Genomic DNA, 14,763 nt, shown 5'->3' on the forward strand with positions numbered 1-14,763 from the left:
ATAAAAACAACTGGTATGAACAAGGCAAAAACTACTTTTCTAACAGCAATCTTCCTCTTCAGCACCCTCATCACATTTTCACAGGGAGTTGGTATTAACAATGATGAATCCAATCCGGATCCATCGGCTATCCTGGATGTGAAATCAACAACGCAGGGCATGTTGGTTCCGAGGATGACTGCTGCACAGGCTTTTGCAATTTCAAATCCTGCTGAAGGATTGTTGATTTATGCTACCGATGCCCAAAGTTTTCTGTATTTCAAATCAGGCACCTGGGAATACCTGACCAGTGAATTTGCACGGGAAATAGCCGATTTTGATTTCGATACGAGAATTACAACAGGCAATGGTTTACATCCGGATGATGACCTGATTGAATTTTATCTTGGCAATTATAGCGAACCAAAATATAGGATAGATTCCTTAAGAATTGAACCTTTGATTGGGAGTATTTTTATTGGTAGGGATGCTGGGAAAAACGCAACTATATTTGAAAAAATAATAGCTTTTGGGGATTCCGCTTTGATGAATAATAGTGGAGCCTATAACATGGCCATCGGTAATAAAAGTTTATTGAATAATTCAATCGGAGAAGGAAACCTTGCAATCGGTGTAAATGCGTTGGAAGAAAACATTAATGGAAAATTTAATGTTGCTATTGGTTTTTACTCATTAAACAATAATATTTCAGGGAATAGCAACGTGTCACTGGGAAACGGTTCCCTATTTCGAAATGAAACAGGGAGCTCAAACGTTGCAGTTGGCAAGTCTGCCTTATATGAATCACTTTCCGGAAGCTATAATACGGCAATTGGCTGGCAATCTATGGGCTTCAACATAAGCGGAAGGGCAAACACTGCCATCGGGTATAGTGCACTTGAGGGTGATCAAAATGGATTTTCAAATGTTGCCATTGGGGTAAATGCTGCTTCACAGGGGAGCGGCCAGCATAATGTGGTTGCCATCGGTGATTCGGCATTGTATAGCAACCTGGAATCAGGCAATGTGGCCGTGGGTTCAAAAGCCATGTTTAGCAATACAACAGGCACCACCAATACCGCAATCGGGTATGAGACACTCTATTCAAATACCGTTGGTAATTACAACTCAGCTTTTGGTTATACTGCCCTTGCTACTAATACAATCGGAGCAGGGAATACAGCAATTGGCTGGAGATCAATGTATCAAAACACTCTTGGTGATGAGAATACAGCTGTTGGATTTTCTGCGCTTCTCTCCAATCAGGATGGCCAACAGAATACGGCTGTGGGTGCAGGTTCTCTTGGCGATAACACAGGTGGAAGTGCAAATTCTGCTTTTGGGAGGGGTGCAATGATTAGCAATTCTACGGGAAGTTTAAATACGGCAGTGGGAACTTATGCGCTTTTTAATAATTCAACCGGGCAATCTAATGTGACCATAGGTGCCATGGCTGCTTTTACCGGAGTATCAGCCAGTAATGTGGTTGCCATTGGCGATTCGGCACTGTTCAATAATCTTGTATCAGAAAATGTGGCGGTGGGGTCGAAGGCACTTTACTCAAACACAACTGGTGATAATAATACAGCAACTGGTTCTTATGCACTCTATTCCAACTCGATAGGCTATTATAATACAGCAACTGGCATATCTGCACTTGAATCCAATACATTAGGATATGATAATACAGCAACTGGTGCTCATGCGCTCAGTAGCAATACAACTGGGAAATATAATACAGCAGATGGTGTATTCGCACTTGGATATAACACAACCGGAAATCACAATTCAGCATACGGATTTTTTACACTTTATAACAATACAACCGGATATTCAAATGTAGCCATAGGCGCTGGTGCGGCTTTTAATAGTCAAACGGTTAGTAATACAGTTGCCATTGGCGATTCAGCATTGTATTATAATGGCACCGGAGCGACAGGATTTTATGAAGGAAAATACAATACAGCTGTGGGTTCAAAAACACTATTTTTGAATAATACAGGATACTCTAATACGGCTGTTGGTCATAATGCCCTCCGTGGAAACCAGGGCGGTTATGAAAATACTGCAATGGGCAATACTGCCTTATATTATAATATCAATGGATATGCAAATACGGCCCTTGGTAATTATGCCCTTTCAACAAGTAATTCCGGATCTATGAATACTTCCATCGGAAACCATTCATTACAATCCAATGGTTCAGGTAATCGAAATACCGCAGTCGGAAATTATGCAGGGCAAAACACCATAAGCGGCAGCTATAATACCATGATAGGAGCTTACACAAGTTTTTCTACATCATATAATAATTCGGCTGCGCTGGGGGATGCTGTAAACATTACAGCCAGCAACCAGATAAGGTTGGGTGATGCAGGTGTCAACAGCATCGGCGGATATGCCAACTGGACCAATATTTCCGATAAACGGTTTAAAACCAATGTCAGCAAAGATGTTCCCGGGTTGGATTTCATTAAACTTCTTGAACCGGTAACCTATAATCTGGATGTATCAGCGATCAATGATTTTTTGGGTGTTGATAATTCCGAAAAAGCAGAAGTACTTGCAGAATCCGGAAAGGAGAACATGAAAATGACCGGATTGCTGGCCCAGGACGTGGAGACGGCGGCCCTATCGATAAGCTACGATTTCAGCGGTGTAGATGCACCCAAAAATGATAAAGACACTTATGGCCTTCGTTATGCCGAGTTTGTTGTGCCACTGGTAAAAGCTGTGCAGGAGCTTGCCGAAGAAAACCAGGAACAGCAAGCTTTGATAAAAACATTATTTGAACGTATTGAAATACTTGAAAACAAATAAACGCAATATGAAAACACATCGATTACTATTAACTATTGTGGCAGCCATGCTTTCATTAGTATCCTTTTCACAGGGTGTAGGTATCAATAATGATGAATCTGATCCGGATCCCTCAGCGATGCTGGATGTAAAATCCACCACACAGGGCATGTTGGTGCCGCGGATGTCTGCAGCTCAGGCTTTTGCAATCTCAAATCCTGCCGAAGGATTGTTGATTTATGCTACCGATGCCCAAAGTTTCCTGTATTATAAATCAGGTACCTGGGAATACCTAACCAATGAATTTGCCCGGGAAATAGCAGATTTCGATTTCGACACAAGAATTACAACAGGTAATGGTTTGGATCCGGATGATGATATTATTGAAATCTATCTTGGCAATGCGACGAATCCAAGATACAGGATTGACTCCATGCGGATTGAACCTTTATCTGATAATATTTTGATCGGCAGCAATACAGGGATTTTCAACCAAACCGGCAAAAGCAACATCGCCATTGGTAACGGGGCATTAAGAAGTAATGACAGCATTTCAGGCCTTGTTGCTATTGGTGATTCAGCGCTGTTATATAATTTCAGTGGTTGGGATCCATTCTTCATTCAGGGTGAAGAAAATACAGCCATAGGATTCAAAGCGCTTATGTTTAATTCTTATGGTTCTTTTAACACAGCATTAGGGTACGAAGCTCTAAAAAAAAATACAGCGGGGTATGGAAATACGGCTATCGGAACAAGAGCGCTTCTTAACAACAACAGCACTATTTCAACCTCAGAATGTATCAACAACACCGCTGTTGGTGCATTTTCCCAGGAAGGTACTACCAAAGGCAGTTACAATACTTCGGTTGGTTCACATTCGCTTCATGCCAATTCTGACGGCAACAACAATTGTGCATTCGGATATCTCGCCTTATCTACAGCTTCGGGCAATAACAATTCTGCCTATGGAACTCGTGCCCTGCAAGCCAATTGGGGCGGAAATTCGAATGTAGGAATCGGTTATATGGTGCTGTTGAGCAATCAGTCAGGAAGCAACAATGTTGCTGTAGGCATTGGTGCTGCTGCTCTTGGGCAAACGGCAGATCATGTAGTAGCCATTGGCGATTCGGCACTGTACAACAACACGCAGTCATTTAATACCGCAGTGGGCTCAAGTGCCTTGCTCCACAATGTCAATGGATTTTGGAATACGGCTATTGGCAGAAAGGCACTTTATGCAAACACCTCAGGTATTTTCAATACAGCTAACGGAAATTCTGCTCTTTCTTCCAATACAGAAGGATATCAAAATACAGCCATCGGGGTTGAAGCCTTACATTCGAATTTATTGGGTTACAACAATACAGCCAATGGCTTCCAGGCTTTATATCACAATTCAGGGGGGAATTTGAACGTGGCCATGGGCACATCGGCTTTGTATCAAAATGTAAGTGGAAGCAATTCAGTTGCCATTGGTTTAAATGCGTTATTCAATAATAATACTTCAGGAAATGTGGCAGTTGGCTCCGAAGCTGCCTGGCAAGGCACTACAGCTTTCAGTATTACAGCATTAGGGCAGCAAGCACTATATACCAATACAGTAGGATATGGAAATACCGCTATTGGTGACAAAGCCCTGTATTCAGTTGATTATGGTAACAGGAATACAGCAGTGGGTAATGAGGCAGGATATGCTTTACCTCAGGGTTCATACAATACCATAATAGGTGCCTCTGCCACTACTCCTGCCAGTTATATTTCTAATTCAGCGGCACTGGGTGACGCGGTATCAATCACTGCCAGCAATCAAATCCGCTTGGGAGATGCCGGTGTAACCAGCATTGGTGGATATGCCAACTGGACCAATATTTCCGATAAACGGTTTAAATCCAATGTTTCGAAAGATGTTCCCGGGTTGAAATTCATTCAATTACTTGAGCCGGTAACCTATAATCTCAACATCAGTGCCATCAACAATTTTCTGGGTGTAGATTATGCTGAAAAAGAAGAAGCCCTGGCTGAATCAGGAAAAGACACCATGAAGTTTTCCGGATTTTTTGCACAAGATGTAGAAGCAGCATCCCGTTCAATAGGTTATGATTTCAGCGGTGTAGATCCTCCTAAAAATGCTAAAGATACCTATGGCCTTCGTTATGCGGAATTTGTAGTTCCCCTGGTAAAAGCTGTGCAAGAACAACAGGCCATCATCGAAGCACTGATGAAAAGGATCGAGGTATTGGAAAATGAAAAAAGTTCTTCAGCAAACCATTAACAAATAATCTTAACGGTTTTGAGAAATTGAACTTGTAGTTTCCCTTTCTCAACTTCCGGTAAAAATGGACTTAAAAAAAACACTCAAGCATAAAAGACAATGAGAACAACCCTAACCCTTATGCTTACAATTCTGCTCACAGCAGGAGTGGCCCTTGCTCAAGGCATTAAAATCGGAACCAACATGATCATTACCGGTGGAACCGTTATGTATGTGGATGGTTATATTGTAGTTGATAATGACGGTGACCTCAAACTTGAATCCGGTTCAATCCTAAAACTAAGCGATGAGAAAACCCTCACCGTTAATGATGGCGGCATTCTCACCCTTAGGGGCGCTGATGGCGACCCCGTTACCGTTACCTCTGCCGGATACTTCGTATTCATTGTTAGTTCGGGTGGAACAATAGGCGCAGATTACGCGACTTTCGAAAAAATGAGCGGAGATGGGCTAAACATTCAATCAGGCGCTACCATTGACCCGGTATTCCCACTCAACAACAGTATTTTTCAGAGCGGGTCATCTGGCAGCACTTTTCTCACCATCAACAACAGCCAGGAATTGACCATTGATGGTGTATCTTTCATCTCCACATCCGGCAATGAGTATTATAATGTTACCAAAACCCTTAACTTTGGCGAGGTAACCTTCACAAACTTCAACGGCAATTTTGCAGGCGAGACTTTTGAAAACGACCCCTTTAGTCGCATACATTGGAGCGAAGTACCGATAAACAGGCTGGTTGAAAACGTAACCGTTACCAACGGGCAGGAACTCTGTTTTGATGCCGTGCAAACCATTTCGGTTCAAAATCTGCTGGTGCAAAGTGGCGGTATTTTTCATTTGGTGTCCGGACAGTCGGTATTGCTGCTTCCGGGTGTAATTGTTGAAAGCAATGGCTACCTGCACGCATGGATTGACCCTGACGGATTCTATTGCAGCAATGCCAAAGCCATTGTGGCTGCAACCGACCAGCCTATTCCTGAAATCATATTTGAGGGAACCTTGCCATTCGTTCAGGGCATAAGCGTTTATCCCAATCCCACCACAGGCATTATTACCCTTGAACTACCTGAAACAGAAGAAAACTCAACTGCCAAAGTTGAGATTTACGGCATGATGGGCGAGTTGGTTCAGCAGGTTACACTTTTAAATGAAAGCGGATATAAGTTCAACCTCGACGAAAATCCACACGGCATATATATCATTTGGGTGCTGCAGGGGGAGAAGCTATATTGGCAAAAAATAATTAAGCAGTAAGCTGAATTCTGGCGTTCAATTATTAACTCACTAGTGTTGCATTTTACCTCAAACTGACACAATGATAATTTACGCGATTTCATAACAAGAGAGTCCACTTTTAAGAATATTTTTAGGAATGCAATCAGCATGTAGGTGCAAAGAGCTATCCAAACCTGTATTAATGTGCCTTTTAGGCGATTGAATAGTTGCCACGGATTCACGGATGGATATATCTTATTCGTGCATTCGTGGCACCAACATTATCTGCGAATATCCGCCAAATCCGCGTCATCAGCGTTCCATTGTTAATCATGGTAAACCACCCTTCCTATAAAAGTTTACTTTTGCAAATTGAAGTTGGGTAAATGAATAATTCAGAGAATCAATACAAACGCAAACCCTCCTGGCTACGCATCAAACTACCTGGAGGGGAGGGCTACCGCAAGGTAAAACAGATTGTGGAAGGCCACGGGCTGCATACCATCTGCAGCAGTGGCAATTGTCCGAACCTTGGGGAATGCTGGGGCGCAGGTACAGCCACTTTTATGATCCTTGGTGAGATTTGCACACGTTCCTGTCGCTTCTGTGCGACCCTTACAGGCAAACCTTTACCGCTTGATGATCAGGAACCTCAGCGTGTTGCGCAATCGGTAAAGCTGATGAACCTGAAACATTGTGTGATCACTTCCGTTGACCGCGATGACCTAGAAGACGGCGGCGCGTCCATTTGGGCCGAAACCGTCAAAGCGGTTCGTAAAGAAAATCCCGGAACAACCATAGAAGTGCTGATCCCGGATTTCCAGGAAAACAAAGATCACCTTCAGTTGGTGTTGGATCAGAAACCGAATATTACCGCCCATAACCTTGAAACGGTTCGAAGACTAACACCCATAGTTCGCAGTGCAGCTAACTACGACAGAAGTTTACAGGTAATTAAGTGGATTGCAGAAAGCGGTTTAACTGCAAAGTCAGGCATCATGCTTGGCCTGGGCGAAACCTATGAAGAAATCATGGAAACCATGGGCGATCTGCTAAAAGCCGGTTGTAAAGTTCTGACCATTGGGCAGTACCTGCAGCCAAGCATCAAACACCTGCCTGTTGAAGAATACATTCATCCTGATATTTTTGCAAGATACAGGGAAGAAGGGCTGAAGAGAGGTTTTCGTGTGGTGGAGAGCAATCCGCTGGTGAGATCGTCGTATCATGCGGAGCATCAGCTTGTTGAAGACCCAAGCTCCAAGTCCCAAGTCTCAAATTCCAAGTCCTAAATTCCAAATAAATTCAAAGTCTAAAGATCAAAGGTCAAAATTCAAAGTCTAAAACTCAATTTCAAAATTCATAGAAAAGTTGGCAGTTGGCAATTGGCAATCGGCAATAATCTGCGAAAATCAGTTAAATCCGCGTCTTCAGCGTTCTATTAAAATCCGAAATCGTAAATCAAAGTGTTAGATAACAAACCCATTAACCACAAAGTCATTTATAGAGATCTGGGGCTTATCGCATACAAAGAGGCCTGGGATTACCAGGAAAAGCTTTTTAATGAGATTACTGAAGCCAAAAAGCAAATTGCAACGGGAAGCGAGTTGGAAATAACTCCAAACTACCTGCTTTTCTGCGAACACAAACATGTTTACACCCTTGGCAAAAGCGGTTCAGAACAAAACCTGCTGGTTGACTACATTCAGCTACAGGCCAAAGAAGCTGAGTTTTTCCGAATCAACCGCGGTGGTGATATCACCTATCACGGCCCGGGGCAAATTGTCGGCTATCCCATCCTGAACCTTGAATATTTTGTAAGCGGCGTAAAAGATTATATTTTCAAGCTCGAAGAATCCGTCATTCATTTGCTTGCAGATTACGGAATTGCCGCTACCCGTCTGGAAGGCGCCACGGGTGTGTGGCTGGATGCAGGTACAAAAAGTGTCAGGAAAATTTGTGCCATTGGGGTTCGCACAAGCCGCTGGGTAAGCATGCATGGCTTTGCATTTAATGTGAACACCGACCTGAGCTTTTTCAATCATATAAATCCTTGTGGGTTTACAGATAAAGCAGTGACCTCCATGGAGAAAGAACTTGGCAATAAACAAGATATGGAAACGGTGAAACAAAAGCTGAGAGGAAAAATTACGGAGGTGTTTGAGATGGAACTTCTCTGACCCGTCCGACCGCTCCAAGCGGTCTGACGGATAATGATACAAAGTGGAATTTTAATAAGTTTGCATGATGGAACTTCATAATTCAATTGTTCTAATACTCAATTGTTCTACTGTTCAAAAACAGACTTTATAAATGGATAAAACAATCGCTACAATAACAACCATATGCGTTTTCTGCGGTTCAAGCACCGGACGGGGAGAAAGCTATGCGGCAAACGCCCGGCTGCTTGGTAAAGCCATCGTAAGAAACAACTGTAATCTTGTTTATGGCGGCAGCAATATAGGACTGATGCGTATCATTGCCGATGAAGTGCTGTCTGGCGGCGGACAAGTTACAGGTGTGATGCCCAACGGCCTGGCTGATAAAGAAATCGCACACAACGGCTTACAGAACTTCCACCTGGTTGACACCATGCACGAACGCAAAGCCATGATGGCGTCCTTGTCGGATGCTTTTATTGCCATGCCGGGCGGGCTGGGCACGCTGGATGAAATTTTTGAGATCCTTTCGTGGAACCAGCTCGATCTGATCAACAATCCGGCTGCCCTCTATAACGTGGACGGATATTATGATCATTTGCTGAAATTCCTGGATCACACAGTTGAAGAAAAGTTTGTGCGAACCGAGCATAGAGCGAACCTGTTGGTAGATGAGGACGCCGAAAGGCTGATGAAGAAAATCATGGAATTCATACCTCAGAAGCCGCCAAGCAAATGGGTGGATGAGCTGAAAGTGGCAACGAAGAACTTATTGGCGTAGAAAGAGTTGGCAGTTGCAGTTGGCACTTCGGCAGGGTCACTGCCCGGAAATCGTAAATCCAAAATCGTAAATAAAAAAATGATCGTAATTGGTATCACAGGAACACTTGGCGCGGGGAAAGGAACCATTGTTGAGTACATGGTCGGTGAAAAAGGGTTCGCACATTATTCAGTCCGGGCTTACCTGATTGAGGAAATTGAACGCAGGGGAATGCCTGTGAACCGCGACAGCATGGTGGTTGTTGCCAACGATTTACGCACACGTAATTCCCCTTCATTTGTTACGGATCAGTTGTATGACCGGGCGTTTGAAACAGAGCAGAACTGCGTGATCGAAAGCATTCGCACTCCCGGCGAGGTGGAATCTTTGCGATCGAAAGGAAGATTTTATCTTTTTGCCGTTGATGCCGACCCAAAAGTCCGTTATGAACGTATCTTTGCCCGTAACTCAGAAACCGACAAAATTGATTTCGAGACTTTCCTGGAAAACGAAAAACGCGAAATGGATGCCGACGACCCCAACAAACAAAACCTGCGCCGTTGCATCGAAATGGCCGATTTTGTATTTCAGAATGAAGGAAGCATTCAGGTGCTGAATGATGAGGTGGATAAGGTGCTGGAGAAAATATTATGAAAACTAGCCACTAAGGCAGTAAATTTATCAGTATCAATAAAGACTTTACGGTATGAGTTGGCAGTTAGCAATTGGCAGTTAGCAATCGGCAGGCGAGTGGCAATCGAATACATCACTCCATTACTCCAACATTCCAAACTGCATCACTGAATCACACAATAAATCCGAAATCCGAAATCGAAAATCCGAAATAACAATGTCTTCAAAATACATCCGCCCCACCTGGGATGAGTACTTCATGGAAGTAGCCAACACCATTGCCAAGCGTGCCACCTGCGATCGCGGCCGAAGCGGTTGTGTGATCGCCCGGAACCGCCAGATTCTTGTAACCGGATATGTGGGATCGCCCATCGGTTTGCCGCATTGCGATGAAGTGGGCCATTTGTTTAAAAGCATGACCCACGAAGATGGCAAAGTGACCCAGCATTGCGTTCGTACGGTGCATGCCGAGCAAAACGCCATTTGCCAGGCCGCCCGCCTGGGTATCGCGCTTGAAGGCGCCACACTCTATTGCCGTATGACCCCCTGCCGCACCTGCGCCATGCTCATCATCAATTGCGGGATTAAAAGGGTGGTTTGCGAATACCGGTATCACAGCGGTTCAGAATCTGAGGCTATGTTTGCCGATGCCGGCATTCAACTGTTTTATGTGAATGACGAAGTGTTGAAGTACGAGAAGCAATAACTTGCTACTGCAGGCTGCTGGACAGTTTAACAAAATCGTCCACACTCAGCCGTTCAGCACGTTCACTCATGAAAGGCAGAGCAGCAGTGTCTTTATCTTTGATGATTGAAGAAAGCGCATTGCGCAAGGTTTTGCGACGCTGGTTAAAGGCGGTTTTTACGACGGCGGTAAAAAGGCTTTCATCGCATTCAAGCGTTTGCTTTTGATTTCGTGTGAGCCTTATCACAGCAGATTTTACTTTGGGCGGTGGTATAAACACATTTTCATTTACCGTGAAAAGATATTCAATATCATACCATGCCTGCAACAAAACACTCATGATCCCATAGGTTTTGCTACCCGGCGGGGCGGCAATCCTTTCCGCAACTTCTTTTTGAACCATGCCCACAACTTCAGGAACCATATTGCGGTAATCCAGGACTTTAAATAAAATCTGGCTGGAAATATTGTAGGGGAAATTGCCAATGATGGCAAAAGGTTCTGAGAAAAAATCGTTCAGCTTACTTTTCAGAAAATCTGCATGGATAAGCCGGCCATGCATCACAGGAAAGTGATCGTGAAGGAAGGAAACGGATTCAGTATCAATTTCAATAGCCTTGAAATTCATATTTTCGTTTTCGAGTAAGAAGCGGGTAAGAATCCCGGTTCCCGGCCCGATCTCAAGCACATTGCTGCTCTCACCCGACAAACTTCCCGCAATCTTTCTCGCGATATTCTGATCATGCAGAAAATGCTGGCCTAGATGTTTTTTGGGTCTGACGGGGAACATGGGGGTGGTAGTATTCAGTGATCAGTAATCAGTATTTCAGTAATCGGTATTTGAATTATGAATTTAGATTTATAATCAGTAATTTCATTCTGCTACTTTAATGCGATGCTTGCATCTGTAGCACTAGAATAATAGAACAACTGCCTGACAATCGTCTTACCACTGCATGACAATCGTATTACCACCGCATGACAACCTTCTGACCATTGAATGACAATTGTATGACCAGTGTTTGACCAATCTGTAACACACTTTCCCCTAAACCACATCCCCCCGCAGCGCCCGGAAGCGTTGACGCGCGGGTGCAGCCTGAAGGCTGGCCGGGTATTTCAACAAAAGTTCTTTGTAGTATTCCATAGCTTGCTCCGGATCGTTAAGGTAAATTTCATACACTTCAGCAAGGCGGAACAAAGCCTTATCGGCAATCAAACCATCGGGGTATTGGGTCACAATTTGCTGAAGCTGATTGCCGGCTTCTGTGAATTCCAAACGCCTGATGCTGATCTCAGCCTTTTTAAATAGCACATCATCGTGAATGGCATGATAAGGATAATTGGCAATCAATGAATCGAGCGTCATCATGGCCAGGTCATCGCGGTTGCGGTAGCTGTGTAGTTCCGCACGTGCAAAATACGACAAGGCTCCGAAAGTGCTGTCGGGATCCATATTATCCTTGATCACTAACGACAAGGCCATTGCATCGTTGGCAATGAGCTTTGAGGTTGCTGCCCGCAATACATTCAATTGTGCCCTGGCCCATACAAATTCGCCGATAAAGAACGATAATCTCGCGTTCCGGAATTTTGCCTCGTGGCCAATTGGTTCATTCGGAAATTCTTTTTCAACCTGCGAGTAAAGCAATGTAGCTTCCCATACATCTCCGGTAAAAAGCAGGATGTCAGCAAGGTCGAGTTTGCAGCCGGCCTGGTTTTGCTGCCCAATGCCAGCAATATCAAGCGCCTCATAAAGCAATTGAATGGCTTTGCCCGTGTCGTAAAGCTTGAATGCATAAAGGTTTGCCAGATCGCGTATCAATGCCACCGTGAAGCGGTTTTTGCCCAGTTCATCCAGTGTGTTCAGGTATCTCTTTTCGAGTTGAACTAAAAGCTCCTGATCAATCGGATAAGTGGAATTAAGGCGCTGGTATTCAGCATTCAGGATTTCAATGCGGCTATGCAGATAATATCTGTTTTCTTCACCCCTGCCAATCAGATATTCGTAGGCTCGCACTGCAATATCGTACTCTTTGTTGGCAAGACTGAGTTGGGCGATGGAGAACACCCTGTCGCCGCTTTCATTGAACCTGCGGTCGAGGGCCACAGCCTGAGCATAAGCCGATTCAAAATCTTCCTGCTGTATGGCGAACCAAAGCATCAACTCAGAATATATTGGAACATCAGGATATTGCCTGATGCTTCTAAGCAGCGATGTACGAAGGTATTGGGTTCGCTTGCCGTCAATATCGGTTCTCATTGCGTTCTGAAAACGGTTCTGAATCTGGGAAATATTTGTGCCGTCAATCCTTATCTGGTTCAGATATTCGGTGACCATGTTCTCGAAATCGCCCATGCGGTCATAAAGATTTCCGAGTTCCATATGGAAACTGTACGAACCGCCAAGCAACTCTCTTCCTTTAAGATAAGCCTTGATGGCATACTCATTTTCGAGCCGAATCATGAACGTATTTGCGGCTTCATTGATGATCCTCATGTCTGCATTCAGGCCTTTGATCACATCATCGTATTGGCGTTTAGCTTTTTCAGCTTCGCCATTGCTCATATATACGAAACCGAGGTCAATCTGATAGCGCAGGTTGTCGGGGTTTGTCCTGATTTGTTTGCGTGTTACCTGCTCTGCCTTTTTAAAGTTTTTTAGCTCGATAAGGCAACTGTAATAATAATGGTAAGTTACCTGAGATGGGTTTTTCTCATGAAGCTTTTCAAAAATAGTAAGGGCTTTTTCAAATTCCCGGTTACGGAAATATTCGGTTCCCAACTGCATATCGGTAGTTCTTGTCTGCGCTTTTGTTTCAGCAACTATGAGCGTTACCAGCGTGATAATAGTTAGAACCCTAAGAAAAAGCTTCATTTATTGTTTAGCTAGTTAATTAATGAGATCGTAACCCGTGTAAGGCTGCAATGCTGCTGGTATTCTGATCCCCGCTTCTGTCTGGTTATTTTCGAGCAATGCTGCCACTATACGGGGTAACGCCAAAGCGCTTCCGTTTAGTGTATGAACAAGACGCATCCGGCCTTGTTCATCTTTGAAACGTAATTTCATCCGGTTCGACTGGAATGTTTCAAAGTTTGAAACCGAACTAACCTCGAGCCAGCGCTGTTGTGCTGCAGAATAAACTTCCATGTCGTAAGTAAGGGCAGATGTAAAACTCATATCGCCACCGCAAAGCTTCAGCACCCTGAAAGGCAATTCCAGTTTCCGCAAAAGCATGCACACATGTTCACGCATCTCTTCAAGGGTTTCGTATGATTTTTCCGGATGTTGAATCTGAACGATTTCAACTTTATCGAACTGGTGCAGGCGGTTCAAACCACGCACATCTTTTCCGTACGAACCGGCTTCGCGACGGAAACAATTTGAATAGGCTACATTTTTAATGGGCAGATCGCTTTCTTTCACAATCTCATCGCGGTAAAAGTTTGTAACAGGCACTTCGGCGGTAGGGATCAGGTAAAGATTGTCTTCATTGATAAAATACATTTGCCCGTCCTTATCGGGCAATTGGCCGGTGCCATAGCCCGATGCCTCATTTACAAGCAAAGGCGGCTGGTACTCAATATAATCAGCGGCAATGGCCTGATCGAGGAAAAAGTTAATCAACGCTCTTTGTAAGCGTGCGCCTTCTCCACGGTAAACCGGGAATCCTGCCCCGGTGATTTTATTGCCAAGCTCAAAATCAACAATATCGTAGGTTTTGCAAAGATCCCAATGCGGAACGGCTTCGCTGTAAAGTTCCGGGATGGTGCCTTCCTGATGGACTATTTCATTGTCCTCGGGAGTTTTGCCTGACTTTACAGAAGCGTGCGGGAGGTTCGGAAGTTGAACCAGGATTTTCTGAAGTTCGGTTTCAGCATCGCTGAGCTGATCGCCAAGGGTTTTTGCATGGGATTTCAGCGCAACTGTTTTTTCCTTCATTGCATTGGCTTCGTCTTTTTTGCCCGATTGGAATAGGGAGCCAATTTCCCTGGAAATGTTGTTGACCTCGGCAAGCGCCTGATCCATTTGGTTTTTGGTTTCCCGTCTTACTTTATCAATTGTCAGGATTTGTTCAATCAACTGGCTGGCCTGAAAATTTTTAACGGCCAATCTCTCTGAAATTTGTCCAGGATTTTCTCTGATAGCGTTGAGTTCTAACATATAGCTATATGATTATAAAGGCTGCGAAATTAGATAAAAAAACCCGGCCTGAAACAAGCCGGGATAAAGTATCTGAATAGGGGGGACAAAGCT

The 14,763-nt window shown here is 44.1% G+C and carries 11 protein-coding genes; 8 read left to right on the top strand and 3 right to left on the bottom strand.

Translation table 11 applies throughout. From position 1 onward, the window contains the following. Nucleotides 1-15: 15 nt before the first annotated feature. From IH597_01350 to IH597_01385, 8 genes are all read left to right on the top strand, one after another. Complete coding sequence (locus IH597_01350; protein MBE0661084.1) at nt 16-2,799, top strand: tail fiber domain-containing protein; 2,784 nt, start codon at nt 16-18, stop codon at nt 2,797-2,799. A gap of 7 nt (nt 2,800-2,806) precedes the next feature. Beyond that, nucleotides 2,807-5,050, top strand: a complete 2,244-nt coding sequence (locus IH597_01355) for a tail fiber domain-containing protein (protein MBE0661085.1) — start codon at nt 2,807-2,809, stop codon at nt 5,048-5,050. Nucleotides 5,051-5,149: 99 nt separating this feature from the next. Then, on the top strand, nt 5,150-6,310 hold the full coding sequence (locus IH597_01360) for a T9SS type A sorting domain-containing protein (protein MBE0661086.1): 1,161 nt from the start codon (nt 5,150-5,152) through the stop codon (nt 6,308-6,310). Nucleotides 6,311-6,657: 347 nt separating this feature from the next. After that, entirely contained in the window at nt 6,658-7,560 is a 903-nt protein-coding gene (lipA, locus tag IH597_01365) for a lipoyl synthase (GenBank protein MBE0661087.1), read from the top strand. A 192-nt stretch (nt 7,561-7,752) separates the two neighbouring features. Then, complete coding sequence (lipB, locus tag IH597_01370; GenBank protein ID MBE0661088.1) at nt 7,753-8,448, top strand: lipoyl(octanoyl) transferase LipB; 696 nt, start codon at nt 7,753-7,755, stop codon at nt 8,446-8,448. A 154-nt stretch (nt 8,449-8,602) separates the two neighbouring features. Continuing rightward, nucleotides 8,603-9,208 carry a TIGR00730 family Rossman fold protein gene (locus tag IH597_01375; GenBank protein MBE0661089.1) on the top strand — a complete coding sequence of 202 codons (606 nt, stop codon included), beginning with the start codon at nt 8,603-8,605 and terminating at the stop codon, nt 9,206-9,208. A 78-nt stretch (nt 9,209-9,286) separates the two neighbouring features. Next, complete coding sequence (locus IH597_01380) at nt 9,287-9,841, top strand: AAA family ATPase (protein MBE0661090.1); 555 nt, start codon at nt 9,287-9,289, stop codon at nt 9,839-9,841. 196 nt (nt 9,842-10,037) lie between these two features. Next, a complete protein-coding gene (locus IH597_01385; protein MBE0661091.1) occupies nt 10,038-10,526 on the top strand; it encodes a dCMP deaminase family protein in 489 nt (162 codons plus the stop codon). 4 nt (nt 10,527-10,530) lie between these two features. Here the strand turns inward: IH597_01385 and rsmA are convergent, their stop codons facing one another. From rsmA to serS, 3 genes are all read right to left on the bottom strand, one after another. Beyond that, nucleotides 10,531-11,295, bottom strand: a complete 765-nt coding sequence (gene rsmA / locus IH597_01390; GenBank protein MBE0661092.1) for a 16S rRNA (adenine(1518)-N(6)/adenine(1519)-N(6))-dimethyltransferase RsmA — start codon at nt 11,293-11,295, stop codon at nt 10,531-10,533. 258 nt (nt 11,296-11,553) lie between these two features. Next, nucleotides 11,554-13,383, bottom strand: coding sequence for a tetratricopeptide repeat protein (locus tag IH597_01395; protein MBE0661093.1), 1,830 nt, complete (start codon nt 13,381-13,383; stop codon nt 11,554-11,556). A gap of 15 nt (nt 13,384-13,398) precedes the next feature. Continuing rightward, on the bottom strand, nt 13,399-14,670 hold the full coding sequence (serS, locus tag IH597_01400) for a serine--tRNA ligase (GenBank protein ID MBE0661094.1): 1,272 nt from the start codon (nt 14,668-14,670) through the stop codon (nt 13,399-13,401). Nucleotides 14,671-14,763 lie beyond the last annotated feature (93 nt).

The sequence above is a fragment of the Bacteroidales bacterium genome (assembly GCA_014860575.1).
Taxonomy (GTDB): Bacteria; Bacteroidota; Bacteroidia; order Bacteroidales; family JAAYJT01; genus JAAYJT01.